Genomic DNA, 25,665 nt, shown 5'->3' on the forward strand with positions numbered 1-25,665 from the left:
TTATGGCGTTAAAAGGAAGTTTGGCGTTTCAGTCTTGCGATCTCCAGCTGAGCACCCTCTGCGTCCTTATGCAACTTCAGTTTTCACAGATTTTACTTTAACTCCACGGAAACAAATGATGGTACTGGGCGTTACGCTTCATGATGCGATAGGATTTTCGGGCAATATGCGCAAAATAAAGACCTGAACAAAAAAATCCCCAGCCTAACCAAGGAACAAGTTTTTCATCCGCTGTTATAGCAGCCTTTATTTGAGGGTAAGTTCTGACCACTTGCTGATCAATTTGTATTTCCCACACACTGTGGTATCTGTCATCAGAATAAATCGGACCATGAGTTTCATTTTCATACCGAAGCGACACTATCTTTTCACCTGCAGCCTCCAGCACTTTTTTCACCTTATCAGATGCCCCTGAATTACGAGAATAAGCAAACATCTGCGGCTGGTCTTTTAAAGCAAAACGCAAATCATAACGGTGTTTTTCCACCCAACTCAACTGCCCACTGGCTTGCAATAAATTGTCTTCGGCCTGAAGTTGTGAGTCATAAAACAACAGGAAAAAAATACCCATAGCCATAGAGAATAAAGACATTGCAGCCATACCAGGCCATTTGGCTTGTTGCATTAAAAAGTCCTGCTGTTATTCGTGAAAAGAGAACAAAGCTACCACAGCGGCTGCTTTGACACCGCCAGCCACATAATAGCCAGCACAGTTACAGGTAATGTCAGTAACGCCAGGTTAGTAAAACCTTTGTGGTAAAACTGAATTAAGTTCTGTTGCCTGCTGGTCAGCGCCTCACCCAAACTGCGCTTTTTGATGAGCTGTTGCACTTTCCAGTTACCTAGCCAGATATCGACAATTTCCAGCGGTACTATCAATAGCAACACCAGCAACAACTTGTTTTGCAACCATGGCATATCAATCCAGCCATAACCAAAAGCCATCCATGCACCGCTCATCAACAAGGTACAAAGCGCCAGATGCTCTAGCGTTAAGGTAAGGAAAAACACCTTATACACCAGCGATGTTCCACTACTTATTTCGCCCTGTTGCTGCTGAAAATACCGCAGTACCAACCATGACCCAAGCGCAGGGCCAAGCCACAAAATCAGCGAACCAATATGAATCACTTTTAGCAGGCTATACATCGGCTTTTATCCAAAGTTTATAAGCAATCAATACAAACCAGGCTGTACTAAGCGCCATACTAAAAGCAGTTAAAGCTTCGGCCAGTGCCATCTGTTGTAACGCTATCGCCATTGATAAACCAAGCCCTGCCACCCAAGCCAGAATACCGGGGAAAATCCAGAGTTTTAAGCCGGGTTTATGCAGCAGCAACAACAGCGTCAGAATTAAGCCACCTATGTTATACAAGCCATTACCAAGAAAACCCGTCAGGTGCATCGCCAACTGGTCAATAAAATGCAGTAACTCGACCGAACTGCTGGCACTTATCATGGCCGGAAACACAAAGGCATATAAAGTTTCAGCGGCAAGATCGGGCGCTATGCCAAGCGCAACCAACAACAACCCAAATTGCCGGACAGGGCTCTGCGGAATAGCAGATGCCAGCAGACAACAAAACAGCAATAAACTTAAAGCCGCCGCCATCCAAAACAGCCAGCCCAATTGCCATACCGCCAAATGACTTTGAATATAAGCTAAACGGACAGGCAAATCAGTCACCACAGGCAAACCCGGCCGCATAGGTCCAGCCATTAATAAGCAGGCGATAAAAATCACCACAGCTATCGCCAGAGTGCAGTAAAAATAACGGGGGCTCGGCATCAGACAGTCCTTGTGATAAAACGACACGCCATTCTAGCTGTGCTTTGCAGCGGAAATCTATTAAAGCAATGTCATTCACCAAGAGTGATAAAACAATGATAGCAAGCCCCTAAAAACGGATTATCGTAGCTAAAGTGCTGTATCACTTAGAATATAAACCAGCAGTCATCATCAGGTTGCTGAAAAAAGAAGTTAGGCAAATCAGCGTTGCTGCAACCAATCTTGTGTCAAAACCAACAACTCTTTTGCTTGCCTGATGCATTCAGCAACGGCAGCGTCCTCAACGAGATCGCCAGAATAATCAGCAACATTACGTTGTTTACGCAAGGCGTCCAGAACGATAAGCCTGTCTGTCTCTATGCCCACAGTTTTTATCAGTGACTGTAACATGGTCTGGTGGTGGCCGGGTTTACTGGTGAGGGTTCGAAACCCTGCGGCCTGCAATGCAGCATTCGACAGTTGCATAATGGCTTTGTATGCAGCATCAAAGCGGTTTTCATTACTTAATTCAGCAAGCTCTGAATACTTGATATTACGTTGCGCAGCTTCCGCAGCCGCTGAATAGCGGCGCTATCTGGGTTAATGCGTTCCAGCAGTTTGCCAATCAGATTGTCTAAGGTCATCCTTGTCTCCAGCGATCATCAGTAGCGGATTGGCAAGCAGTTCACGGATAAAACCGGATTGCTCTGCCAACGCTTTCTGCCATTCGGCTACGGAATATAGTTTAGGATTGATCTCGCGGCCAAGCTGTTGCTGTGCTGGATACAAGCTCTTCACTGCATCCACAAAACTCAGTTCACCCACCAACAGCAGGTCGATATCACTGCTGGCCGTTGCTTTGCCACTGGCGACAGAACCAAACACAGCAGCAAAGTTCAGCTGATCGGATACAGGCAACAAAGCCTGCCGTAACACATCAGCCAAACCAGTCGTTTTACGCAGAATACTGGCCAACTCCTCATACACCACACAACTGGTATCGGCCTGATAACACAGCTGATTCCCTTGCTGTGTTTTCTTCAAAATGCCTGCCTGTGCCAATTTCGTTAGCTCTTTATGCAAAGTGCCAGGCTGTGTGTCAGTTAAACGGGCAATTTCGCGCACATGCCAAGCCTCGTCGGGTTTCAGCAATAACAAACCCAACACCTGACGGCGATAACCTGTAAAAAGCAAATCCGTAAGAGCAGACATAGCAGCACCAAATGAAGCCAAATAAGCTACGAATGTAGCCTTTTAGGCTTCACTCGTCAATTTGTCTGTGGTTGAGTAATCAGCCGCCCCAAGGATAGCTCGCTAAAAGTCCCGAAAAACAGCTTGCCGTTTCTAAAAAGGTGATTTACCTTGGTTCTAAACGAGTTACAACCCTACCCAAAGTCATTGCTGTTGCAGTGCGGCGGCAAGTGAGCGAGTCCCCATGAACATAGATGCACTATGTGATTGGGGCGAAAGAACGCAGCCAACAAAGCTGCGGCGTCAAGGACGAAGAGTATGTAGCGAAGTTGCCGGAAAAGGAAGTTTGGCAGTTCAGTTCTTTTTGGCTTTTCAGCCTTTAGATCTCCCGCTTCATACCGTTTTTTTCTAACACCACTTCAGATTTAACTGGGGCACAGGGCGAGACCTGATACTGGTTTTATAAGGATGTTACATGCCAATTCTTAAAAAGGTTTTTCTATTAGTTTTTTTATCGCTACTTTCTATGAATGTCAGTGCCAGTAATCAGTTACAACTTTTTGGCTGTGACTCCTGCGATATACAGCAAATGCAACAAATAGCAGCGCTACAAGCTCCATTATTACAGTGTGAGGAAGGGATAAACCCTGATACGGGTGCTGCAGATAGTGAGCAGGGGGAAAATAATGCCACCTGTTACGCACCTACAAAAGATCTCTTTGTTGCTAATCCTTTGACAAAAAAGGCATTTAAGTACCGGGTTAAAGCTGACAACCTCAAAATGGGAGAACCCGGTTATGTTATGTCACTTTCAATCAATGCAGATGAACTAGAGATTATCCAAACCTATTACGACCTGCATCAAGCATTTACAACTAGTATTGCCGAATTAAGTACAACACCACCTGCTTCAACCTTGCCCAAAAGTGGAGTAAAAAACCACTTTGAAGCTTTTAGCAATACATCATCAGGCGTAAGCGAGGCTTGCCTTAACTCTGCTGCGGCATATCTTTACAGCTCAGAACAGAACAAAAACCGTTTATTAGATGAAATGCGAACTGCAATCAGAGCCGAGATGGAACGTCAAACATCGCGAGATTTTACGTCATCATTACCGTCTAAAGGCAGTGTTTCTGCCGGTAGCTTGACCATTACGGCAGGAACCAGGCCCGGAGTTTCTGGTATGGCGAGTGTTGCTGTTGAGCAACAATTTATTGAATATACATCTCTTATCACACCAGTAAGAGCCAGCAGTTGTAATGGTTTTGGACTGTGGTGCAAAGAGGGAGATGTGAATAACCAAATTCACTACAAAGTAACTTATAGCGGTGATATTACGACAAAAAGTATCAATACACTTTTACCGCATTTTCAGCTAAGAACAGATATCTCTAAAATTGAAGGGATTAGACCATCAACTTTATTTGGTGCGGCACAAGTTCGTATTGAAAACCCTGGCAGCTGCCTTGCACAACTAGTTCGTGAGGTAAAACCAGGTGATTTGAGCTTTGTAGACCTGGGTCCAATCAGCTCACCTGCTACCTATAATTTTGGTAAGGGCCCAGCAAGCTTTTGTACGCAATCTAAAACGGTGCGAACCTGTACAAATACAGGTGCTGCCAGCGCTTGTACTGATACAACATTTCTTGAATTAACAACCTGTAAATAACTGATCATTCGAATGTTTTAATCAGTTAAGCAAGTCGCGGCAGGAATGGCAATTATTGGCCCTGCCGCACAGAGCCTGACTTGCACCAATGACGCGCCCCACCCTATCCTGGGCAGTTCATTCGGGGTAAGGATGGACTATTTGCATCTCTTTTGCTCTCAAATCCCCAGCTGATGGTTTTGTGTTGAGTATTGGTTAAAGTAGGCAGGTTTAGCCGAGCGACAAAGTCAAAACAACTGTTTTTAAATCAACACCAAGACATTCGCCGCGAGTCCCGAAAAACAACTTGCCGTTTCTGAAAAGCTGCTTTACCTTGGTTCGAAACGAGTTACAACCATCGATAAGTTGCCGGAAAAGGAAGTCATGGCAGTTCAGTTCTCTTTGGCGTTTCAGCCTTTAGACCTTCCGCTTCATACCTTCTGCTTTTTATCCGCGACTTCAGATTTAATTGGGACAAAGGGCAAAACCTAAAGCCGGTTTTATACAGCAACACCCAATACTATATTTTGCTAACAAGGAACCTCATGCAAAACGAAGAACCTACCTATCTGGGCTCATGGCCACGGCTTGGCGCCTCATTGATCGACTCTCTGCTTATATTTCTTGTCACAGGCCCCCTGCTGTATATGGCCTATGGCGAAGCCTACTGGAACAGCGAAAAAATGATTCAGGGGCCTGCTGATTTTTTATTGTCCTGGCTATTTCCGGCGTTAGCTGTAGTGCTGTTCTGGATAAAAACCCAAAGTACCCCGGGGAAAAAACTGGTGTCAGCCATTATTGTCGATGCCCGTACCGGCAATAAACCAAGCACCAGCCAATATATCTGGCGCTACTTTGGCTACTTTGTCGCGGCTATTCCGTTTTTTATTGGCCTGTTGTGGGTAATCTTTGATAAAAGAAAACAAGGCTGGCACGACAAACTGGCCGGAACTGTGGTGATCCTGCAAGCCAAACCCCAAGTCGATGACAGTGGTTTTAAAGGCTAATTCAGCGCGACAAGGACAAGAGGCAAAGCAAAACCCCTGCTTTGCTCTTTTCCAGTCAGTCCCCAAAAACAACTTGTACTTACCACAACGCTGTTTTAACTTGGTTTTATTCAACAGCGACAGCAGACACTTGCCGGGGTTTAACTTTGCTTGAAGTGGAAGAACTGCAGGAGAAGGCAACTCAGGGCCGCACACAACCCTGGCTTTGTCGGTTGTCTGATGATCAGCTGTATTACATTAAAGGCCCGCAAGCCACCACCAAAGGTTTAATTAACGAAGCGGTGTGTGCGTTCTTAGGCAAAGCTTTTGGCCTGAATGTGCCAGCACATCATGCCGCTTACTTACCTGCACAGCTACTGACTTATCATGATACAGCGCGTCAAATACTGGGCGACGGCAACTCTGTAGTTTTTGCTTCGAGGCAAGTGAAAGGCATGATTGAACTCTCGCCTTCATCACAGCAAAACCTGCCCACACAATTCGCAAAAGATTTATTTCTGTTTGATTATTGGATCTAAAACGAAGACAGAACTATGGGCCAAAGCGGTGGGAATCCGAACTTATTCCTGGACGGGCGTTCCAACAGTTATGTAGTGGTGGATCATAATCTGGCTTTTGACCCAAACTACAACTTTGCACAAAATGCACCATTACACCTGGGTTACCCGTTTTGGTTTAACCAGCAGCACGATCAACTTTGGCGTGACTATTACAGTCCTAAGCTAGAGATTGCGCTCGACGGTTTAGCCCAGTATGCTGCCAGTCTGCCGGAAGAATGGTTAGCTGAGGAGCCTGATTATCTGGCTCATATTTCAGCCACTTTGGCATTGTTCAGAACAAACGATTTTTGGGAGGCTCTGATATGAAGACTTTATATCAGTATGCAATAGTAAGGTTTTTACCTCATGCCGAGACGGGCGAATTCGCCAACGTCGGCATAGTGCTGTGCGCTCCTGAACAAGCTGCTTTTGAATTCCGCTTAGCTCCAACCCGCTTTGCCCGCGTGACCGATTTCTTTGAAGATGTTGAAGGTAAGTTATACAAAACCACTATTACTACAGTGCAAAACGAGCTAAAACGCATTAAAGACTACACCACCACTGTATTACCCAAAGAGTTGGTGGCAGCAATGCAGGAATTGGTGCGACCAAGGGAAACGCTGGTGCGTTACTCAGACCTTCGCACTATGTACGTGGATAAAAAGCCAGCCGAATTAGCAGACCATTTATTTGAACAGCTGGTTCACCGTACTTTTTTAACCGAAGAATATCAGGAACAGTTAATGGTTCGCGCCATCAGAGCGCAGCTGAAAACTGAAAAGCTGACTCATTTTAAAAAGCAGGCACTTGCTGGCCGCTATGACGAAATAACCTTCCCACTGGTAGCAAAAACCAACGACACCTTTGTGATCCGCCCTCTGGCATTCCAGCATAAAAATGCCGGAAAAATTCTGGATCACGCTCAAACCTGGCTGGGACGCTTTGACCGTTTAGCGCAAAACGATGTACTGAAAAAAGACAACATACTGCTGCCATTGCAAGGCCCAACACAAACCAACACTAAACTGGCAGGCGCTTTTAAAGAGGTAGAGCAAGAGTTTGCTCAGTGTGGCCTGCATACCATTCGTTATAACGACACCAAAGCTATTACCGCTTTCGCCAAACAGGCTTTAACGGCTGATGGTTTTCATCTGGCGCATTAACCTCTTGGTTAAACCGTCCCGAAAAAGAGCTTGCTGTTTTATTCGCGCTGAATTAACTTGGTTCGAAACGAGTTACAACTATAAAGAAGTTGCCGGAAAAGGAAGTCATGGCCGTTCAGTTCTCCTTGGCCTTTTAGCCTTTAGATCTCCCGCTTTAAATCTTCTATTTTTTATCCGCGACTTCAGATTTCACCGGGGCACAGGGCAATACCTGACAGCGGTTTTGCCAACTAAAGGAACTATGTACATGTTGACCTTATATCTACTACAGGTGCTTGGCGTCAGTGTGATAAGTGCATTACTGGCAAATAGAAAGACCACTACTCCTGCTTTAGCCACTTTATTAGGCTTTGTGTTGTCTTTTTTACCTGTGATAGGGCTCTGCTATGTGGCAGTTTTGGTGTTGAAACAAGACGTCCAACAAAGAGCCTGAGGTATGCCTAAAATTGGAGGACTTGTCTCATATACGTGGTAAAACCTGACACAGGTTTTGATATAAAGAATAAGGATGTACCGTGAAAAAACTATGGATAGCGACACCACTACTGGGCGCTGGATTATGGCTTATCTATCCCTCTTCTGACCCAGATATTCCTCAGCTTGAGCCAAAGTACGCAGAAAAGGCCTTCATTTTTAACGAAATATCGCGCCTTGGCTGTGAAATATGGAGCACAACCAACATCAGATGGCAGCATTTTACGAAGGGCGAGAGTTCTGAGCATTCTTTATTGCTTTATAAAGAGCTTGAGCCACTGCTGGAAGAGGTAGGTTCAGACTCGATTGTCATTGAAGGTAATACAAACTGCAGCCTGTACTTACCCGTATGGGGATACGGTTTTGCTGGCGACTCTAACGAAATGGGGCTCAGATTTCAGCCAGAACAGCTTTACCCTTTTAACCCCGCTATTCACTTAAAAGAAAACCGCGATATGAAAACAGATATCAGGTTTACCAAAGCATTGGCCAACGGCTGGTTTATCGACTACAAATTCGACTAGCAACAACAATGCTTCGCCTCAGTAGTGAGTCGTCACCACTTGCAAGTCCCGAAAAACAACTTGTGCTTTGGTTTCAGTTGTTCTAATTTGGTTCTATTCAAGCCACTAAAGATGGCTGCAGTTGCCGGGAAAGGACGTCATGGCATCAACCTCCTATCAAGCTTTTGAAACCGCTATCGCCGACGCCGAGCGTCTGCTAGTGCTGTTCGATAAACTACCCAAACCAGAACAACAAACCAATGAAGTACTGAAACGTGCTGCGCTTATTATGACGCTGACGGCATGGGAAACTTATATTGAAGCCTGGCTAAACGAACAACTCTGCCAAAAGATTTCAGTGCTTAAAGGCAGCTTTGCGGGCGACTATATTCAAAAGAAATTGGATCAGGACATTAAGCGGCTCAATAACCCCAATTCTGAAAAAGTCAGGCAACTCAGCTTGGAATTTCTGCAACGCGATATCACAGAAAGCTGGGTGTGGAACGGCTATCAACCCAAAATAGCATGCACCCAACTCAATAGCTGGTTAAGTAAACGTGGTGATGCTGTGCATCAAGGCCGTAATAACGCCGACCCCAAAGTCCCGCATTTAATTAAACGAGACGAAGTGGAAAAAGCGATTAAGTTTTTTAAAGAATTAGTCAAAGTGACGGATGGGGTTGGTTTGTAGTGTGGGGTACAGAGTATGACACTGTTTTTGGGTTGATTAGCATAGGTAATAATATGAAATTTATAGGTACATATATCGAGTTTGAAAACAAACTAAAAAAAATTATCGACCTCGGAAACTTGAAAAAACTAAATGAAAATCAGATCCAATTAAGAATCCATAACGGCGCAATTATGAATTGGTATCCGAGTACAGGAACAATTAATTTTCAAGGACCATCCGTATTATGCGAGCAACTGAGTAAAGAAGTATCCGACCTATTAAATAATTATCAAGAAGATCAATTAACTACAGTACAGACTCCCCCCTTACAAGTCACAGATGCTTTGTCTAAACTTAATAATCAATCTCATGATTTTAATGACTCAGAATTAATAATTGGATTAGTTGGTGCAGTTGGTACTGAACTTGAAAATGTTGTGAGAGTGATCTCTGAGAGACTTCAAGCTTTTAAATATATCGGTGAAGAAATTAAGATTTCTCGGGACGTTATCCCAAAACTAACTGATTTGCCCGAATTTCAAAATGATAACTATCTTCGAATTGACACTTTGATGACAAAAGGTAATGAGATTCGAACAAATGCCGAGGATAACAGTATCCTAGCGTTGACAGCAGCAGCAAAAATAAACCAGATAAGGACTCAGCGTTCTAAAAATGGAGAACCAGAGCCGTTGAGAAGAAGCGCGTTTATCATTAGCTCATTAAAACATCCCGATGAAGTTCAAGCATTAAGAAAAATTTATTCAAATGGTTTTTTTCTTATAGGTGTTTATTCAGATCAGAAACGTAGGCACGAGTACCTTACTAAGAACAAAAGAATAGAAAATAATAATGCTTTAAAACTTATTGAGCGAGATGCTGACGAATCACTACATTCAGGTCAGCATACAAGAGACACATTTCATCTATCTGATTTTTTTGTGAACTTTGATGGAGATGCAGATAAACTCCAAAATGATATTTGGCGGATTATAGACCTTGTATTTGGAAAACCTTATGTAACACCAACATTTGAGGAGTTTGCAATGTTTATGGCTTTCTCCTCTTCCCTACGGTCTGCAGATTTGTCAAGACAGGTAGGTGCCGTGATGACAAAAGATCGTAATATTATTTCTACAGGTGCAAATGACGTCCCTAAATATGGTGGAGGGCTCTACTGGCCTGAATATAATGCCGAGACATCAAGCATAGAAGATTCAGACGATGGACGAGATTACAAAAGAGGGTTTGATTCCAATGCAGCAGAAAAGAAAGCCATAATTCAAAATATTTTGGATAAAATTCCAGAAAGTGATAGAGAAACGTTCAAAGGATACCTTGAGAAAAGCAGAATTAAAGATATTACTGAATATGGCAGAGTTGTTCATGCAGAAATGGAGTCAATACTAGCTTGTGCCAGAAGTAATATCAGTACAAAAGACGCTGAACTGTTCTGCACGACTTTTCCATGCCATAACTGTGCAAAACACATCATCGCTGCAGGTATAAAACGAGTTGTGTATGTGGAGCCTTATCCAAAAAGTAAAGCATTTGACTTTCATTCAGACTCAATCTCACAGGCAGACTCTGCCGATGCAGTTAAGTTTGAACCATTTGTAGGGGTTGGTCCTCGCAGCTTTTTCAACCTATTTTCGACCAGCCTAGGTAGCGGATACCCAATCACAAGAAAAACAAAAGCTGGTGAAACAGTTAGTTGGGATGAGGGGACTACCAATGTGCGAATGCAAATGCTACCTTCATCTTATATAGAACGAGAAACGCTCGCAGCAACATCTGTTCAAAGTTATATAACACAACATAGGGAACCCCGAAATGGATGATAAACAACAATTCCTAGAGCATCTCAATAAATCAACCCAAGCAGTGTTAAGTTGGCCATCGTGGAAAAAAGAGATTTTTTTGAATTTACGAGAAGGACACGCTCAGGAGTACACAAAACCGAAAACTGAGTCTAACTCTCAAGTTGAGTTAAAGCCTGCATGACGCAGGCTCAGATTAATGACAAACCCCACCTTTTTGATGGGGTTTGTTTTTTTAAGGACTTTTAGCGCGAGTTTTACGACAGTTGACGGCTGAAGCTCGATGACTTCATGACTGAGTGTTTTGGCACGTTGGGTTGTTCTGAAGAGGTCTGGTCGTGTGTCTGTGGTCGATTAGCAGGTGTTTGAAGGGCTTCTTCCTCAGGCGGCCAGTAGCAACGCCATTTTTTTGATGTTTTGCGCGGTGCCTGCCATCAGGCATTGCATTTGTACGTTCTGTAATCCTCTGAAGCGTGCATATCGGTGACCATGATGTTGTTTAGCGTCTGCGAAGCTACGCTCTACCGTCTCTTTTCGTCGTTGGTAGATTTTCTTACCCCAAGCGCTGAGTCTCGTCTGGTTTGCGGCTTCTTTGGCTTGCTCAAACACATGCCGCGTCAACACTTTGGTCTGGTTTTTACTGCGCGTGCATTGTTTGAGTAACGGACAATTCCTGCATATCGCCGGGTCTGATTTGTATTCGTGGTATCCATCACGGTTGGTGGTGCTGTACTGAAGACTCTGACCTTGTGGGCAGAGGTAGCTGTTGCTGTCTTTCTCATAGCTGAACGCACTTTTACGCAGCAGTCCCTTGCCTTTATTCGGTCGACGATACCCCATCACAGGTTCAATCTGGCGCTCTTGAATTAAGTGACACAACATGGCCGTGTTGTAGCCAGCATCTAATCCGACCGCCACCGGGTTCAGGTCAAAACGCTCCAGTTGCCGGTCTAATCGGGCAAGGTAAGGTTGACTGTCGTGCACATTACCAGGGGTTGCAAAGGTATCGGTGATAAGGCCATGTTTGCCGTCGACGGTTCTGTGGTCCAGGTAGAAGAAGCCTTGTGGCTTGCCTTCGCGTGTCATAAATCCACTGTCCGGGTCCGTGGTGCTACTCTTGATAGATTGCAGTTCACAGACCTGTTCTTGCTTCTCCTTCAGCGGCTTTTTTCCGGCGACTTTACGCTCCTCCTCAACCGCTTCATTCAACTGCCTGATGTACGCAGATGTGCTGGCAGACACCAGTTTATTGATGGACTTCCCCTTGTTCGCACTGGCTTTTAAATGGGTGCTGTCGGTGTACAGCGTGCGTCCTCCAATCAGATGGCGGGATATGGCCTGCTCCACAATATGGTCAAAGATACGCTGAAATACATCAGTGCCATTAAAGCGGCGGATACGGTTCTGGCTTAAGGTCGAGGCATCCGGCACTTTATCCGTCAGGCTCAACCGTAAAAACCAGCGATAGGCTACATTGACTTCGATTTCCTGCATCAGTCGCCGCTCACTTGGCACACCAAATACATAACCGAGCAGCATGATTTTAAACAGCACCACAGGGTCAATCGCCGGACGGCCATTGTCTTTGCAATAGAGGTGAGCCACTTCAGCGCGGATAAATTCAAAATCAATAGCAGTATCAATCTTACGAACCAGATGGTCTTTAGGAACCAGTTGCTCCAAAGTTACCATCTCAAGCTGATATTGTTGGGGAGATGTGTCTCGTAACATAGATAATCAGTCCTGTGTTGAACTGATTCTATTAGATCAAAGGTCTGGAGCTACGTCCAGACCTTTGTCAGCAGTCTGAGCCTGCATGACGCAGGCTTTAATCTATTCATTCATCTAACAAAAAGCCTTAACTGAATCCCCGCGTCAACATTGTCACTTCACTTCGAAACTAATATCGCTTTCAGATCTGACACAATCTCTGTAAACAGCTCTGGCTTGCCTAGTTGACAAAAAATCAAATGTGCAGAAATTTAGTTGACAAAATTAAAATAAAGCACAAAATAAACACATCAACTGCATAGGACTTTAGAAGATGACAACTACCCAACCTACCGATTTTTCTAAAGATCTGACGATTGATCGTTTAGAAACCTTGTGTGAGTGCGTGTTAGATACTGTAAGGGAAAGCCAGCTAGATGCGAGTTCGCCAAATGACACGGCTTGGACAAAAGGCTGCTTGTCATATGGCCGACTGCAAGGGCTTATGAAACGCCTTGCAATAGATAAAGACTATCCTTGGCTAACTTTAGCTAACAATACAATGGACTTCACCGCAAAAATCGGCAGCACATATATCCAGTTTATTGTTGATGATGCTTTTAGTCCGAAAAAGACACATCGTTTAAAAACTAATGCTTTAGAAAATATGCAGATTAGTCTCGATTTGGAAGATAATAATCAAACTCTCGCTGTTGTCTGGAGAATCTTTGTAGGCCTTAGCGATGCAGGAGTTGGAGTCAGTCCTAGCGCGACCCTGATTGGTTTTGATATCAACCAAAATCCTCTTTGTATTTGGCAGTATGAAACAGTATCTAAAGTTCCTATGGGCGTAAACGTTGTTGAGCCATCAGAAATCGAAGAGCCTGTTGTAACTCGTAAAATCCGTAAAAATGATGATAATTTAGCAAATGGAACTTAATTTTTTTGAATTCCCCGGAAACTTCAATTGCGAACAATTAAGACTTGCTCGTATAGCTTCAGGATATTCTCTGAGTGAGATCGGAGAAGCATTAGGAGTAACAAGACAGTACGCTCACAGACTTGAAAACGGAGCTACACCATCTAAAGAACAGTTAAGTGAGCTGTCACAAATTCTTAACGTCTCCGAAGCTTTTTTCTTTGGTAGCCGCAAAAAACCAATTGAAGTGGATCAATGTCACTTTAGAAGTCTTCGCTCATCTACAATGACATTAAAGAAAATGGTTATGGCTCAAGTAGAAATATTTGAAGATAATTTTCTGCGATTATTAAATGAAGAGGTAGAGTTTCCTGAAGTAAAACTGCTCGTTGCCGAAGATTTAGATATCAGTTCAGTAAATCTGATAGAACAAATAGCTGAAAGATTCAGACGCGAAACTGGACTAGGGCTCGGACCGATTTCAAACGCCGTACGATTTTGCGAATCAATTGGATGTTTGGTTTTAGATTTAGCTGATGCAGATGAGAAGATTGATGCATTTTCTATTTTTAATCATAGGCCTTTGATTGTAAGAAACTCATCAAAGCAGAGCCCTGGTAGACAAAGGTTTGATGTAGCACATGAGCTGGGTCATTTATTAATGCACCAAGGTATTGAAACTGGATGCCGAAAAACAGAAGAACAAGCAAACAATTTTGCCAGCGCATTTTTAATGCCTAGGATTTCATTTAGCTCTGAATTCCCCCAAATGCGTGGCCAATATTTCAATTGGTCAGTCTTAGAAGACATGAAAGTACGTTGGGGGGTGAGCCTTAAAGCAATTATTTACCGAGCAAGCAAACTGGGGCTAATATCTCCAGAAAAAGCAGCCTCTGGTTTTACATATTTATCCAGAAGTGGACAAACTAGAGAAGAAAATGGTGATGAAAGATTGAGCTTAGAAAGACCAACAGTCATCCAAAAAGCCATTGATATACTTGATTATTCTACGTGGAGAACACTAATAACACAGAGTGGACTCAATGAGTTCACATTAACTCAACGATATACACTGAAAGTTCCTCAACCTCATCTTAGGATCGTTGAATAAATCAACGAAATCCAGCATTCAAACGGCGTGACGCAAAGCAGTTTGCGTCACGAAAGACCGGCCTCACCCAGCCGTCAAAAACACCTTATAAGCCCCATTACTAGTCACCAACCGATACTCATAGCCCAATGTATCCAAATGCTCGGCTATCTCTTCATGATCAGCTATCTCAAACCCTGCCAAAACATCGCCAGTAGCAGCCCCATGATTACGATAATGAAACAGGGTGATATTCCATTTTTCGCCCAGGGTGTTGAGGAAGTTCATTAACGCGCCTGGGTATTCCGGGAAGTTGAATTGATAGACCTGCTCTTTGACTAAACGCGGTGGCATGCCGCCGACCATATGGCGGACGTGCAGTTTGGCCAGTTCGTCGTCGGATAAGTCCTGATAGTCGTAGCCTGCGGCGGACAAAGCTTGATTGACCTGTTGCAGTTCTTCTGCGCCGTGGCGTAGTTTGATGCCGACAAAAATATGGGCTTTGTTGTCGCTGGCATAGCGGTAGTTAAATTCGGTGATGGCGCGGCCGCCTAAGGTTTGGCAGAAACGGCGGAAGCTGCCTTTTTCTTCCGGAATAGTAACGGCAAATACTGCTTCTTTTTTCTCGCCCAATTCGCATCGCTCTGACACATAACGCAAAGTATCAAAGTTCAGGTTAGCGCCGCTTAACACTGCACTCAGGTTTTGCGTTTGGCTAGCAGTTGCCGCATATTTTTTCAGGCCAGCTAAAGCCAAAGCACCAGCAGGTTCGGCTACTGCTCGCAGGTCGTCAAAGATATCTTTGATGGCGGCACAAATTTCGTCGCTGGAGACTGTGATCACATCGTCGCAGTATAAATGCGCCAGTTTAAAGGTCTCGTTGCCTATACGTTTTACCGCCACACCGTCGGCAAATAGTCCTACTCTGTCTAAAGTCACAGGCTCGCCCGCGTCCATTGCAGCTTTTAAGCAGGCGGCGTCGTCTGGCTCTACCCCTATTACTTTTACGCCTGGCATCACGGCTTTGATATACACCGCCATACCGGCCAATAAGCCACCGCCGCCAACCGGAATAAAGACTGCGTCCAGCTTGTTATGTTGGCTGAGCAGCTCTTTGGCGACTGTGCCCTGGCCTGCGATCACGTCGGCATCGTCAAAAGGTGGAATATATGTGGCGCCCTGAGTTTGGGATAACTCGATGGCAAACTTATTGGCTTCGTCAAAGGCGGTGCCGTGCAGCAGCACTTTGCCGCCAAGGGCTTTGACTGCAGCCACTTTAATTTCCGGTGTGGTGATAGGCATCACTATAGTAGCGTTCAGGCCCAGTTTGCTGGCAGACAAAGCCACACCCTGGGCATGATTGCCTGCAGATGCGCACACTACGCTGGCGCCTGGCTGTTGCTCACGCACTTTATGCAATTTATGAAAAGCGCCACGCAGCTTAAAGGAATACACAGGCTGCATATCTTCACGTTTTAACAGCACATGCTGGCCAATACGCTGACCCAGTTTTGGCATAGCCTGCAGCGGGGTTTCTATCGCAGCCTGATACACAGGCGACAATAAAATTTCCCGTAAATACTGCTGCATCAAAGTTGGATTAGGCGCAGGGCGCTGCCAGTCGGCTGCCGTTTTACCTTGATCTTTTACAGCGTCTTTTACAGAGTTTTGTACGGCACCCGGCTCTTTATTAACGGCACTCATAGGTCTTCCAATTTACTCAAATCACGCACTGCGCCTTTGTCGGCACTGCTTGCCAGCATAGCGTAGGCCTTTAAGGCCGGGCTGACGGAGCGCACGCGATCTACAGGTTTCCAGGCCAGTTTGCCTTTGGCTTCCATAGCGGCACGGCGCTCTGCTAATACTTCGTCGCTGACACCAATAGCTATGCTGCGGTTTGGAATATCAATGGCGATGGCGTCGCCTTCTTCGACCAGACCTATGGCGCCGCCGCTGGCGGCTTCTGGCGATACATGGCCTATAGATAAACCCGAAGTACCACCAGAGAAACGGCCGTCTGTGATTAAGGCGCAGGCTTTGCCTAAGCCCATAGATTTTAAGTAGCTGGTTGGATACAACATTTCCTGCATGCCAGGGCCGCCTTTTGGCCCTTCGTAGCGGATGATCACCACGTCGCCTGCAACAATTTTTCCAGCCAGAATGGCCTCTACAGAACTGTCCTGGCTTTCAAAAATACGGGCGCGGCCGTTAAACACTAGGTTTTCTTTTTCCACACCAGCGGTTTTTACAATACAGCCGTTCGGCGCTATGTTGCCGTAAAGCACAGCCAAACCGCCGTCTTGTGAATAGGCGTGTTCTTTGCTGCGAATACAACCTTCAACCCGGTCGTCGTCCAGCGTTGGGTAACGGCAATCCTGCGAAAAAGCTTTAGTGGTACGGATACCGGCAGGGCCAGCGCGGTAGAAGTCTTTTACCGCCTGATCCTGGGTGGTCATAATGTCGAAGCGTTCTAACACGTCACCGAGAGAAGAACCGGCCACATGAGGTGTATTTGGGTTGAGTAAACCGGCGCGGTTTAATTCGGCCAGAATGGCAATAACACCACCGGCGCGGTGTACGTCTTCCATATGGTATTTTTGCGTGCTCGGCGCCACTTTGGATAAATGCGGCACTATGCGCGACAAACGGTCTATGTCGTTCATGCCAAAATCCACTTCGGCTTCAATAGCTGCGGCCAGTAAATGCAGCACTGTGTTGGTGGAACCGCCCATGGCGATATCCAGCATCATGGCATTTTCGAAGGCAGTTTTATTGGCGATATTACGTGGCAAAGCGCTGGCGTCGTTGTCTTTATACCAGCGGTTGCATAAGTCCATAATGCGCTCACCAGCACTGATAAACAGCGCTTTACGATCGCTATGGGTCGCCAGCATAGAACCATTGCCCGGTTGGCCTAAACCCAAAGCTTCGACCAAGCAGTTCATCGAGTTGGCGGTAAACATACCAGAGCAGGAACCACAGGTTGGGCAGGCGCTACGTTCAATTTTTTCGCTGTCTTCATCGCTGACATTCGGGTTAGCGGCCGACACCATAGCGTCGACTAAATCCAGCTTGATAATTTGGTCCGACAGTTTGGTTTTGCCTGCTTCCATAGGGCCACCAGAGACAAAAATGGCCGGGATATTCAGGCGTAGCGCAGCCATTAACATGCCAGGGGTGATTTTGTCGCAGTTGGAAATACAGACCATAGCGTCGGCGCAGTGGCCATTGACCATATATTCCACCGAGTCGGCGATGATTTCGCGGGACGGCAGGCTGTACAGCATACCGCCGTGGCCCATGGCGATGCCGTCATCTATGGCGATGGTATTAAATTCTTTGGCGATACCACCTGCTTCTTCAATAGCTTCAGCCACCAGTTTGCCTAAGTCGCGTAAATGCACATGGCCAGGCACAAACTGGGTGAAGGAGTTCACAACGGCAATAATAGGTTTACCAAAGTCGGTATCTTTTACCCCTGTGGCACGCCATAAAGCACGGGCTCCCGCCATATTGCGGCCTTCAGTAGTGGTGGCGGATCTTAACTTTGGCATATTTAGGTAACTCCAATTTGTTTTGTTCCCCTGCGTACTTGGAACCGCAGCGTTGTTGACTTCGCTCCTCGCCCCAGTCACATAGACTGCTATGCTCCTGGGGTCTCGCTCGCTTGTCGCCTAGCTGCAATCCCAATTACTTTGGGGTGCATTTAACCTTCGTACTTGAAGCCACAGCGTTGTTGACTGCGTTCTCTCGCCCCAGTCACATAGACGACTATGCTCCTGGGGCCTCGTTCGCTTGTCGCCTAGCTGCGACTCCAATTACTTTGGTTACAGTTTGTTTGATTCATGCTCTGCTACTTGATATTTGACGCAGAGCCTTATTTATTTTTCTTAAGTTTAGCGGCTTAAGCTCGCATTGATCCTGCTTCGGCTTGTGTTAGTTCAGACTCAACACAATCCAGATATTCGATATCGTATAACTTGTTTAACTGATTGGTCAGCAGGCTGATAGGTTTGTCGCTAACGATAGACAAAGTCACCAGTAAGCCACTGAAATCGGCCATTGGTTTCATTTCCATACCAGCCACTTCAAAGCCACGGTAACGGGTAACCTGCAATAACCGCTCTAATACCACAGGTTGGTTTTTAGTCTGAATGGTTAATACGTGGTTCATTGTGCTTTCTCCGTTAACATATCCTGATTGGCTGCACCTGGCGGTACTAAGGGCCAGACGTTGTCTGTTTCATCGATTCGAACGTGTAATAAGTATGGGCCTGGCCAGGTAAACATGGCTTCCAGCGCTGGTAATACTTCGTCTTTACGGCTGATGCTGTGGCCTGGTATAGCAAAAGCAGCAGCTAAAGAGACAAAATCCGGGTTGTCGGATAAATCGGTTTCGCTGTAGCGTTCGTTAAAAAACAGCTCCTGCCATTGTTTCACCATACCTAAACGCTGGTTATCAACAATGACAATCTTCACAGGTAAACGGAAACGCTTGATGGTGCCCAGTTCCTGCACATTCATCATAAAAGAGCCGTCGCCGCTCACTGTAACTACCGTATCTTTTGGCCTGGCCAACTGCGCACCTATAGCCGCTGGTAAACCAAAACCCATAGTGCCTAAACCGCCACTGCTTAAATGATTACGTGGATGACTAAAGCTCATATGCTGCGCCACCCACATTTGATGTTGGCCGACGTCGCAGCACACCACTGAGTTATCTGGCAACCGCTCGCTTAACTGTTTCAGCATTAATGGCGCGAAGATACGTTCGCCCGGATGGTCATATCGCCAACCATGTTGCTGTTTCAGCTTCACGCAATGTTTTAACCAGTCTTCACAGTGAGTGGGTACTGACATAGCCGGCAATAACTGACGTAAATCCCCTAGCATGGCGCATTCGGCACGGCGTAATTTGTGCAGCTCAGCTGGGTCTATATCGATGTGAATGACTTTGGCGTCCGGCGCAAAAGCGGCCAGTTTGCCTGTAACACGGTCATCAAAACGGGCGCCTAAACAGATTAATAAATCGCTTTGCTGCACCGCCAAATTCGCAGCCTGAGTGCCGTGCATACCTAACATGCCTAAGTAATAGGCATTAGATGGCGGAACTGTACCCATGGCTTTTAAAGTGGTCACAGAAGGCATTGGGCTGGCAGCTAAAAAGTTTTGCAGTTGCTCCACCGCATCGGCCATATGCACACCACCGCCTATGTAGGCGATAGGCCGTTTAGCGTTTTGGATTAACAAACGTGCCTGATCCAACGCCGCTGCCGGTAAAAACTGATGCTGGGCTGAAGCAGCATCTTCAACTAAACGTGGCTTAAACTGCACTTCGGCCAGTTGCACGTCTTTAGGAATATCAACTAACACAGGGCCTGGACGACCTGACATGGCCAGCTCAAAAGCTTCGTTTAAGGTGTGTTCCAGTTCGGTTACGTCTGTCACCATAAAGCTGTGCTTAGTCACAGCCAGGCTTAAACCTAAAACGTCAACTTCCTGAAACGCATCTGTGCCCATCACGGCCTGCGACACCTGACCTGTGATGGCCACTAAAGGCACTGAATCTAATAAAGCGTCGGCTAAGGAAGTGATCAGGTTAGTAGCGCCAGGGCCAGAAGTGGCCATACAAACGCCAACTTTGCCTGAACTGCGGGCATAACCTATGGCAGAAAAAGCCCCACCCTGTTCATGACGGCACAGGTAGTGTTTGACTTTGCTCTGATACAGCGCGTCGTAGATTGGCATAATAGCTCCGCCAGGATAGCCGAAGATATGTTCGACTCCCTTTTGCTCCAGCAGCTTAATAACCAGTTCTGCGCCTTTCATCATCCCGTCCTTATTTCATTGCACCCTGGGTTACCGACATTGCTTTGACTGTTGAAAACTATCCGGCTCCAGCTCGGCTGCTGGACGGGCGGGGACAAGCCCCATCCGGCTCCGACTCACCTACTGGACGGGCGGGGACAAGCCCCATCCGGTTCCGACTCACCTGCTGGACGGGCGGGGACAAGCCCCATCCGGTTCCGACTCACCTGCTGGACGGGCGGAGACAAGCCCCATCCGGTTCCGACTCACCTGCTGGACGGGCGGGGACAAGCCCCGCCCCTACGGTTTTTGTTTTCATTGGCCCTGCAATGTCAGTTGCTTTGGGCATTTATCGTGTTGTTGTCAGTACAACAAAACCTGTTTCGAAATTTCCGGGGACCTTAAAACACAAAACCCCCGGACCTTTCGGTGCGGGGGTTTTGTTGAGAATTTTTTTGCTGCTTAAAATTCCAAACGCGAGCCCCCGCAGTGACTAATCACCACGATTACGAGGACCACAATAATGTTCAGAATAGAAGCTAAACGCATTTTTAAATTTTAACTCTTTGGTTAAGTTTATTTTTTACTTCGGCGGTGTTTTTACGTTAGGTGCCGAAAATTTATGCCTATAGAAATAGCCGTCTAACCATCTTAAGTCAACAGATATTTTTGCTTTTGGCCAATTTTTGTAAAAAAATTACAAAAGCTGCATTTTTAGGCAGAATAAGCCAGAATCTTAAGCAGAGTGTGGTGCATTGTTGGTGTAATGGATCAATTAGAGCTGTTTGACTTACCCAATCCTTGTATTGGGGTTTGCGAAAACAACAGCAAAGGCTATTGCCTTGGCTGCTTGCGCTCGCGTGACGAACGCTTTAACTGGCACAACAAACCTGTGGCGGAACGCTCCCGCATTCTGAAATTATTGGAACAACGCAGAGCCCGCCGTGATGCCAAACTGGCTCAACTTGCTGCAGAAAAAGCAGCTCAGCAAAAACTGGATTTGGGCGACGCACCAGCGCCGGACGACAGTATTCCTATTATCTGGGATTTAGAACTCTGACATTGGATCGGGATTAAACACCGGCGGGCTGTAGGGGCCGCGGCTTGTCCCGGCCCGTCTCTCTGTTCCGCGTTGTATTTGGGTGTGGAATACGACGCTATCGTCACCACGGGCGGGGGTTTAAACCCGGGCTGTCGGCACGTTAGCGCAGTTACTGCGGGGTCTTTGCCAGTTTTCTGTGACCAGCTGCTCGGACTGCTGGACCAGTTCACCACCAATAAACTCGTACACCATCGCCAAATAGGCATAACCTATGGTTTCGTCTGAGCCTTCGTCGGTCAGACAATGTTTATAGTCTTTGTCGGTTAATGGCACTTTGATCGCACCTGTAAACCATTGAGCTTTTAGCGGGTACTGTTTTTCGCTGAACAGCAGCTGCGGATCTATGCTGGCCGTAGTGGCGTTGCAGTTACTTTGCAGCAAGGTATTTAAAAACAACTGCTGGCCTTTTAATTCCCAAACTCCTTTATAACCATTTTGCTCTGCCTCACATCGTTGCTGGTTTTGCAACTTCAGCTGAATTTCATCAGAAGCATAGAGTTTTGCCAGTGGACTACTGTCAACGTCATGTGGCACACCATCCACAATAAACTGATCAGACATATGGATAGCAGCATGGGTCACAGTGCTGAACCACAACAACAGACTGATGCAAAAACAGCGCATATACACTCCCGGGTTATGGTTAGATTCTTCAAAAGTTTGTACTGGATAATCAGACTAACAGCTTTTACCTTGAGTGTTAGCACTCATTAGTTGTAGTCTGAATTGACCACAGCTTGCAACCAATCAATAAAAACTTTTAGCCTGCGGCTTAATTGCCGACGGTGTGCATACAACACTGAAACCGGCATGGCTGCGGGCTGATACTCTGGTAATACCTTCACCAACCGGCCTTGTTGCACCAACTGTCGCACCCCCACTTCCGGCACCTGAATAATGCCTAAACCAGCCAGACAAGCCGCAGTATAAGCCTCGGCATTATTGACAGTGACAGCACCAGACATAGGCCAGAACTTAGTTTTGCCATCCTGCTGATATTCAAAACCATCCGGCTTGCCTGCAAGTTGTTGACTGTAAAACACTAAGTTGTGACTGCTTAAATCGTCCAGAGTTTCAGGTAAACCGAATTTATCCAGGTACGATGGGCTGACACAGTTCACCTGCCGAAACTGCGACAAAGGCCTGGCAATTAAGCTACTGCTGCTGAGCTGACCTACCCGAATCACAGCATCAAAGCCCTCTGCTATTAAGTCGACCCGCCTGTCGGTGCTGCTCAGTTGAATATGCAAATGCGGATGCTGGGCTAAAAAACCGGGCAAAGCCGGGATCACGGCTTCACGGGCCAGACCTGTTGGCATATCAATACGCAATACGCCCTTAAGTTGTTCCGGCTGTTGCTGGAATAACTGCTGTAACTCATCAAAGTCAGCCAGCAGTTCAACACAACGCTGGTAATAGTTTTGACCATCTTGAGTGAGTTCAACCCTTCTGGTGGTGCGATTTAACAGCCGCACATTAAGCTGAGTTTCCAACTGCTGTACTGCTTCCGACACTGAAGTTTTTGGTAAGCCCAATTGTTCAGCGGTGCGGACAAAACTGCCCAGTTCGGCCACCCGCTGGAAAATCTGCATCTGCTGAATTCTGTCCATACTGCTTTATCCCCACAGCAACTATCCGGATTTTTCGGACAGTGATTTCGTTTATACATTATTTATCCGAATTAAATCTAACAATACACTGCAGTTGTTGAATTAGCCACGCATAAACAAGGGGTAAATAGTATGAGTCGGAACATCGCTTTAATTACAGGTGCCAGCCGGGGTTTAGGTAAAAATGCAGCTTTAGCTTTGGCCAAAGCCGGTGTGGATTTAATTATTACGTATCACAGTAAAGCCGACGAAGCAGCCGCTGTGGTGGCTGAAGCTCAATGGTTGGGCCGAAAGGCGGTAGCCATTCAGCTGGATACTGGCAATGTGTCGTCTTTTGCAAATTTTTCAGCACAATTAACTACTCATTTGCAGCAAGTTTGGCAACGTGATCAGTTTAACTTTTTAGTGAACAATGCAGGCTTTGGCGCTCAGGCAGCACTGGCGGACACCACAGAACAACAATTTGATGCGCTGATGAATGTGCATTTTAAAGGAGTGTTTTTCTTAACTCAGCAATTGTTGCCACAGATTGCAGATGGCGGCCGTATTCTGAACTTCTCATCAGGTTTAACCCGTTTTGCCTTGCCTGGTTATGGCGCTTATGCCGCGATGAAAGGTGCTGTTGAAATCTTCAGCCGTTATCTGGCGCTGGAGTCTGGCGCTCGTGGTATCAGGGTAAACACTCTGGCACCTGGCGCTATTGAAACTGATTTTGGCGGTGGCGCAGTGCGCGATAACGCTACTATTAATCAGTATATTGCCTCACAAACTGCATTGGGCCGCGTTGGTTTACCAGACGATATTGGCGGTGTAGTGCAGATGCTGCTGTCAGAACAAAGCGGCTGGATTAATGGCCAGCGCATTGAAGTATCTGGTGGTATCCATCTTTAAGGCTGATGGGCCAGGACTCTTTAGTTATTTTGCAGCTTTGGTCACAGGATTGATTGCGCAGACCAGAGATGCTGGTTAGAGTGATGTCACCTTCAACGCAGAGACTTTGTGCTTTGAGCCAGTCGCATCACTCATCTACAGCTGAGTTGCAAAACCAACTCCGGTTAATCCACCATCAGTTTGCTAACTCTTTGTGGCGTAGCTTTGCTTTATTAGCGCTGATTGGTGTTCCACTTTCTGTGTTCAGAGCAGTCAATACAGGCTGGCTGCATTTATACAGCGTGCATTTGTTTATTGGTGCCAGCTTCGTTCTTGGCTATTTTTTTTATAATCGCATGTCAATAAAACTCAAAGGCAGTCTGCTGATTTTACTATTCTGGCTAATAGGTATCCCAAGCTCTGTTACCTTCGGTTTTTCTTCATCTGGTATTTGGTGGTTGATCTTAAGCTGTTTGGTTGCTCATGTGCTGTTCAGGACCAAAGTTGCCATAGCTCTGGCTGTTGCCACACTGCTTAGTATTTTGATCATTGCCTCAGGCTTTATCAGTGGTTACCTGAGCTTACCCCTTAGTTCCAGTAAATATCTGGCAGACCCCACAACCTGGGCTACTTATCTGTTGGTGAATCTGATCGCCTTTTACGTCGTAGTTCGATGTTTTATTAGCTATAACGCCTCTTTACAAGCAACCACGCAACACCAGTTCCGACAATGGATTGATGATTTGCCCTTAGGCATAGTAGTGCAAGGTAGCAATAACCAACCCTACTATAGCAACCAGGCTGCTAAAGACTTACTAGGTGCCAAACCACACCAGCCACAAGCCTATGTAGCAGGTAGCCACGAATCTTATCCCGCTCTACAAATGCCAGCAGTGCAAGCACTGCAAGGCAAAACCTGTAAGCTGGACGATATGGAAATTGAACAGGCAGGCCAAAGACGAGCAATTCAAGCCTGGGGAAGGCCTGGCTATAACGCTGGAGGCGAACTGATTTTTGGTATCTCAGTGTATGAAGATATTAGCGACCGTAAACAGCTGGATTTATTAAAAAACCATTTTGTCTCAACCGTCAGTCATGAATTACGCACTCCTTTAACCTCAATTCACGGAGCTTTAGGTTTAGTACTGGGAAATGCGTTGGGAGAACCTGAACCCAAAATACGAGCAATGCTGGAAATTGCGGAACAAAATAGCCAGCGTTTAATTCGGTTAATCAACGACATACTTGATATGCAAAAGGTAGAAGCGGGTCAAATGAGCTTTCATTTGACCCGACTGCAATTGGCACCCTGGCTGACCAATGCTATCAAGCAGTTGGAAGGTTATGCATTGAAGCACCAGGTGCATTTTGAACTAACTCCGGTCGTAAATGATGTGTGGTTATACGCCGATCCGAACAGATTAATGCAAGTCTTGGCCAATATTTTATCTAACGCAGCCAAATTCTCACCTGCCAATGCCACAGTACATATCAGTGTCGAGCTGTTTACAGACTTTGTGCGAATAGCTATTAAGGATCATGGTTCAGGCATAGAAGACAAATTTAAATCGGTGATTTTCAGACCTTTTAGTCAGTCAGATACATCAGATATCAGACGCTTTGGTGGAACAGGCTTAGGTTTGAGTATCAGCAAATCTATAGTGGAACAGCACGGCGGAACACTCTGGTTTGAAAGCAGCTTAGGCAAAGGCAGTACTTTTTTTATCGACTTAAAATTAGGGTCAGAACACATTGTTAACGGTTAACAAA

General features: G+C 45.9%; 25 protein-coding genes and 1 pseudogene. 14 read left to right on the forward strand and 12 right to left on the reverse strand.

What is annotated here, in order from left to right; translation table 11 throughout:
• Window positions 1–97 precede the first annotated feature (97 nt).
• The 5 genes from EK374_RS19235 to EK374_RS19255 form a co-directional block, all read right to left on the reverse strand.
• On the reverse strand, window positions 98–625 hold the full coding sequence (locus EK374_RS19235) for a hypothetical protein (RefSeq protein ID WP_127026142.1): 528 nt from the start codon (window positions 623–625) through the stop codon (window positions 98–100).
• Between the two features lie 38 nt (window positions 626–663).
• Entirely contained in the window at window positions 664–1,149 is a 486-nt protein-coding gene (locus EK374_RS19240) for a DUF2269 family protein (RefSeq protein WP_127026143.1), read from the reverse strand.
• Complete coding sequence (locus EK374_RS19245; RefSeq protein ID WP_127026144.1) at window positions 1,142–1,789, reverse strand: hypothetical protein; 648 nt, start codon at window positions 1,787–1,789, stop codon at window positions 1,142–1,144. The genes EK374_RS19240 and EK374_RS19245 overlap by 8 nt, the downstream gene beginning before the upstream one ends.
• A gap of 201 nt (window positions 1,790–1,990) precedes the next feature.
• Window positions 1,991–2,254: a hypothetical protein gene (locus EK374_RS20820; protein WP_206099246.1), complete on the reverse strand. Its 264-nt coding sequence runs from the start codon at window positions 2,252–2,254 to the stop codon at window positions 1,991–1,993.
• A gap of 114 nt (window positions 2,255–2,368) precedes the next feature.
• Complete coding sequence (locus EK374_RS19255) at window positions 2,369–2,980, reverse strand: nucleotidyltransferase domain-containing protein (protein ID WP_127026145.1); 612 nt, start codon at window positions 2,978–2,980, stop codon at window positions 2,369–2,371.
• A gap of 454 nt (window positions 2,981–3,434) precedes the next feature.
• Between EK374_RS19255 and EK374_RS19260 the strand changes: the two genes are divergently transcribed.
• The 9 genes and pseudogenes from EK374_RS19260 to EK374_RS20715 all read left to right on the forward strand — a co-directional run bounded on the left by EK374_RS19260 (window position 3,435) and on the right by EK374_RS20715 (window position 10,970).
• Window positions 3,435–4,628 carry a hypothetical protein gene (locus EK374_RS19260; protein WP_127026146.1) on the forward strand — a complete coding sequence of 398 codons (1,194 nt, stop codon included), beginning with the start codon at window positions 3,435–3,437 and terminating at the stop codon, window positions 4,626–4,628.
• Window positions 4,629–5,152: 524 nt separating this feature from the next.
• Window positions 5,153–5,614, forward strand: coding sequence for an RDD family protein (locus EK374_RS19265; RefSeq protein WP_127026147.1), 462 nt, complete (start codon window positions 5,153–5,155; stop codon window positions 5,612–5,614).
• A 155-nt stretch (window positions 5,615–5,769) separates the two neighbouring features.
• Window positions 5,770–6,480, forward strand: a pseudogene (locus EK374_RS21110) (HipA family kinase).
• Entirely contained in the window at window positions 6,477–7,316 is an 840-nt protein-coding gene (locus tag EK374_RS19280) for a DUF3037 domain-containing protein (RefSeq protein WP_127026150.1), read from the forward strand. Before EK374_RS21110 ends, EK374_RS19280 begins: the two are co-directional and overlap by 4 nt.
• 247 nt (window positions 7,317–7,563) lie before the next feature.
• Window positions 7,564–7,749 carry a hypothetical protein gene (locus EK374_RS19285; protein ID WP_127026151.1) on the forward strand — a complete coding sequence of 62 codons (186 nt, stop codon included), beginning with the start codon at window positions 7,564–7,566 and terminating at the stop codon, window positions 7,747–7,749.
• Between the two features lie 82 nt (window positions 7,750–7,831).
• Window positions 7,832–8,314: a hypothetical protein gene (locus tag EK374_RS19290; protein ID WP_127026152.1), complete on the forward strand. Its 483-nt coding sequence runs from the start codon at window positions 7,832–7,834 to the stop codon at window positions 8,312–8,314.
• 139 nt (window positions 8,315–8,453) lie between these two features.
• The gene (locus tag EK374_RS19295) at window positions 8,454–8,984 is read left to right on the forward strand and encodes a HEPN domain-containing protein (RefSeq protein ID WP_127026153.1); all 531 of its coding nucleotides are present in this window, start codon (window positions 8,454–8,456) and stop codon (window positions 8,982–8,984) included.
• Window positions 8,985–9,037: 53 nt separating this feature from the next.
• On the forward strand, window positions 9,038–10,807 hold the full coding sequence (locus EK374_RS19300) for an anti-phage dCTP deaminase (RefSeq protein ID WP_127026154.1): 1,770 nt from the start codon (window positions 9,038–9,040) through the stop codon (window positions 10,805–10,807).
• Window positions 10,800–10,970, forward strand: coding sequence for a hypothetical protein (locus EK374_RS20715; protein WP_164731917.1), 171 nt, complete (start codon window positions 10,800–10,802; stop codon window positions 10,968–10,970). Before EK374_RS19300 ends, EK374_RS20715 begins: the two co-directional genes overlap by 8 nt.
• A 197-nt stretch (window positions 10,971–11,167) precedes the next feature.
• Here EK374_RS20715 and EK374_RS19305 read toward each other — a convergent pair whose 3' ends face one another.
• Complete coding sequence (locus EK374_RS19305) at window positions 11,168–12,517, reverse strand: IS1182 family transposase (protein ID WP_127019037.1); 1,350 nt, start codon at window positions 12,515–12,517, stop codon at window positions 11,168–11,170.
• A gap of 313 nt (window positions 12,518–12,830) precedes the next feature.
• Between EK374_RS19305 and EK374_RS19310 the strand changes: the two genes are divergently transcribed.
• Both EK374_RS19310 and EK374_RS19315 read left to right on the forward strand, forming a co-directional pair.
• Window positions 12,831–13,436 carry a hypothetical protein gene (locus tag EK374_RS19310; protein WP_127026155.1) on the forward strand — a complete coding sequence of 202 codons (606 nt, stop codon included), beginning with the start codon at window positions 12,831–12,833 and terminating at the stop codon, window positions 13,434–13,436.
• Window positions 13,426–14,526, forward strand: coding sequence for an XRE family transcriptional regulator (locus EK374_RS19315; RefSeq protein WP_127026156.1), 1,101 nt, complete (start codon window positions 13,426–13,428; stop codon window positions 14,524–14,526). Before EK374_RS19310 ends, EK374_RS19315 begins: the two co-directional genes overlap by 11 nt.
• A 63-nt stretch (window positions 14,527–14,589) precedes the next feature.
• Here EK374_RS19315 and ilvA read toward each other — a convergent pair whose 3' ends face one another.
• The 4 genes from ilvA to ilvG form a co-directional block, all read right to left on the reverse strand.
• Complete coding sequence (gene ilvA, locus EK374_RS19320; RefSeq protein WP_127026598.1) at window positions 14,590–16,095, reverse strand: threonine ammonia-lyase, biosynthetic; 1,506 nt, start codon at window positions 16,093–16,095, stop codon at window positions 14,590–14,592.
• 110 nt (window positions 16,096–16,205) lie between these two features.
• A complete protein-coding gene (gene ilvD, locus EK374_RS19325; RefSeq protein ID WP_127026157.1) occupies window positions 16,206–18,059 on the reverse strand; it encodes a dihydroxy-acid dehydratase in 1,854 nt (617 codons plus the stop codon).
• Between the two features lie 350 nt (window positions 18,060–18,409).
• Window positions 18,410–18,679, reverse strand: a complete 270-nt coding sequence (gene ilvM, locus EK374_RS19330) for an acetolactate synthase 2 small subunit (protein ID WP_127026158.1) — start codon at window positions 18,677–18,679, stop codon at window positions 18,410–18,412.
• The gene (gene ilvG, locus EK374_RS19335) at window positions 18,676–20,334 is read right to left on the reverse strand and encodes an acetolactate synthase 2 catalytic subunit (protein ID WP_127026159.1); all 1,659 of its coding nucleotides are present in this window, start codon (window positions 20,332–20,334) and stop codon (window positions 18,676–18,678) included. The genes ilvM and ilvG overlap by 4 nt, the downstream gene beginning before the upstream one ends.
• A 724-nt stretch (window positions 20,335–21,058) precedes the next feature.
• Between ilvG and EK374_RS20975 the strand changes: the two genes are divergently transcribed.
• Window positions 21,059–21,373 carry a DUF1289 domain-containing protein gene (locus EK374_RS20975; protein WP_233280287.1) on the forward strand — a complete coding sequence of 105 codons (315 nt, stop codon included), beginning with the start codon at window positions 21,059–21,061 and terminating at the stop codon, window positions 21,371–21,373.
• 120 nt (window positions 21,374–21,493) lie between these two features.
• Here EK374_RS20975 and EK374_RS19345 read toward each other — a convergent pair whose 3' ends face one another.
• Together EK374_RS19345 and EK374_RS19350 are read right to left on the reverse strand one after the other, a co-directional pair.
• Window positions 21,494–22,039 (reverse strand): hypothetical protein, encoded by a 546-nt coding sequence (locus EK374_RS19345; RefSeq protein WP_127026160.1) that lies wholly within the window; start codon window positions 22,037–22,039, stop codon window positions 21,494–21,496.
• Window positions 22,040–22,125: 86 nt separating this feature from the next.
• The gene (locus EK374_RS19350; protein WP_127026161.1) at window positions 22,126–23,025 is read right to left on the reverse strand and encodes a LysR family transcriptional regulator; all 900 of its coding nucleotides are present in this window, start codon (window positions 23,023–23,025) and stop codon (window positions 22,126–22,128) included.
• 132 nt (window positions 23,026–23,157) lie between these two features.
• Between EK374_RS19350 and EK374_RS19355 the strand changes: the two genes are divergently transcribed.
• Entirely contained in the window at window positions 23,158–23,916 is a 759-nt protein-coding gene (locus tag EK374_RS19355) for an SDR family oxidoreductase (RefSeq protein ID WP_127026162.1), read from the forward strand.
• Between the two features lie 83 nt (window positions 23,917–23,999).
• Window positions 24,000–25,661, forward strand: a complete 1,662-nt coding sequence (locus EK374_RS19360; protein WP_164731918.1) for a PAS domain-containing sensor histidine kinase — start codon at window positions 24,000–24,002, stop codon at window positions 25,659–25,661.
• Window positions 25,662–25,665 lie beyond the last annotated feature (4 nt).

This window comes from Rheinheimera mangrovi (assembly GCF_003990335.1).
In the GTDB taxonomy this organism is placed as follows: domain Bacteria; phylum Pseudomonadota; class Gammaproteobacteria; order Enterobacterales; family Alteromonadaceae; genus Pararheinheimera; species Pararheinheimera mangrovi.

Excerpts from the sequence above, each read along its gene's own strand:
- EK374_RS19235 (WP_127026142.1), bottom strand. The coding sequence starts at position 625 with ATGCAACAAGCCAAATGGCCTGGTATGGCTGCAATGTCTTTATTCTCT.
- EK374_RS19240 (WP_127026143.1), bottom strand. The coding sequence starts at position 1,149 with ATGTATAGCCTGCTAAAAGTGATTCATATTGGTTCGCTGATTTTGTGG.
- EK374_RS19245 (WP_127026144.1), bottom strand. The coding sequence starts at position 1,789 with ATGCCGAGCCCCCGTTATTTTTACTGCACTCTGGCGATAGCTGTGGTG.
- EK374_RS20820 (WP_206099246.1), bottom strand. The coding sequence starts at position 2,254 with ATGCAACTGTCGAATGCTGCATTGCAGGCCGCAGGGTTTCGAACCCTC.
- EK374_RS19255 (WP_127026145.1), bottom strand. The coding sequence starts at position 2,980 with ATGTCTGCTCTTACGGATTTGCTTTTTACAGGTTATCGCCGTCAGGTG.
- EK374_RS19260 (WP_127026146.1), top strand. The coding sequence starts at position 3,435 with ATGCCAATTCTTAAAAAGGTTTTTCTATTAGTTTTTTTATCGCTACTT.
- EK374_RS19265 (WP_127026147.1), top strand. The coding sequence starts at position 5,153 with ATGCAAAACGAAGAACCTACCTATCTGGGCTCATGGCCACGGCTTGGC.
- EK374_RS19280 (WP_127026150.1), top strand. The coding sequence starts at position 6,477 with ATGAAGACTTTATATCAGTATGCAATAGTAAGGTTTTTACCTCATGCC.
- EK374_RS19285 (WP_127026151.1), top strand. The coding sequence starts at position 7,564 with ATGTTGACCTTATATCTACTACAGGTGCTTGGCGTCAGTGTGATAAGT.
- EK374_RS19295 (WP_127026153.1), top strand. The coding sequence starts at position 8,454 with ATGGCATCAACCTCCTATCAAGCTTTTGAAACCGCTATCGCCGACGCC.
- EK374_RS19300 (WP_127026154.1), top strand. The coding sequence starts at position 9,038 with ATGAAATTTATAGGTACATATATCGAGTTTGAAAACAAACTAAAAAAA.
- EK374_RS20715 (WP_164731917.1), top strand. The coding sequence starts at position 10,800 with ATGGATGATAAACAACAATTCCTAGAGCATCTCAATAAATCAACCCAA.
- EK374_RS19305 (WP_127019037.1), bottom strand. The coding sequence starts at position 12,517 with ATGTTACGAGACACATCTCCCCAACAATATCAGCTTGAGATGGTAACT.
- EK374_RS19310 (WP_127026155.1), top strand. The coding sequence starts at position 12,831 with ATGACAACTACCCAACCTACCGATTTTTCTAAAGATCTGACGATTGAT.
- EK374_RS19315 (WP_127026156.1), top strand. The coding sequence starts at position 13,426 with ATGGAACTTAATTTTTTTGAATTCCCCGGAAACTTCAATTGCGAACAA.
- ilvA (WP_127026598.1), bottom strand. The coding sequence starts at position 16,095 with ATGCAGCAGTATTTACGGGAAATTTTATTGTCGCCTGTGTATCAGGCT.
- ilvD (WP_127026157.1), bottom strand. The coding sequence starts at position 18,059 with ATGCCAAAGTTAAGATCCGCCACCACTACTGAAGGCCGCAATATGGCG.
- ilvM (WP_127026158.1), bottom strand. The coding sequence starts at position 18,679 with ATGAACCACGTATTAACCATTCAGACTAAAAACCAACCTGTGGTATTA.
- ilvG (WP_127026159.1), bottom strand. The coding sequence starts at position 20,334 with ATGAAAGGCGCAGAACTGGTTATTAAGCTGCTGGAGCAAAAGGGAGTC.
- EK374_RS19345 (WP_127026160.1), bottom strand. The coding sequence starts at position 22,039 with ATGCGCTGTTTTTGCATCAGTCTGTTGTTGTGGTTCAGCACTGTGACC.
- EK374_RS19350 (WP_127026161.1), bottom strand. The coding sequence starts at position 23,025 with ATGGACAGAATTCAGCAGATGCAGATTTTCCAGCGGGTGGCCGAACTG.
- EK374_RS19355 (WP_127026162.1), top strand. The coding sequence starts at position 23,158 with ATGAGTCGGAACATCGCTTTAATTACAGGTGCCAGCCGGGGTTTAGGT.
- EK374_RS19360 (WP_164731918.1), top strand. The coding sequence starts at position 24,000 with ATGTCACCTTCAACGCAGAGACTTTGTGCTTTGAGCCAGTCGCATCAC.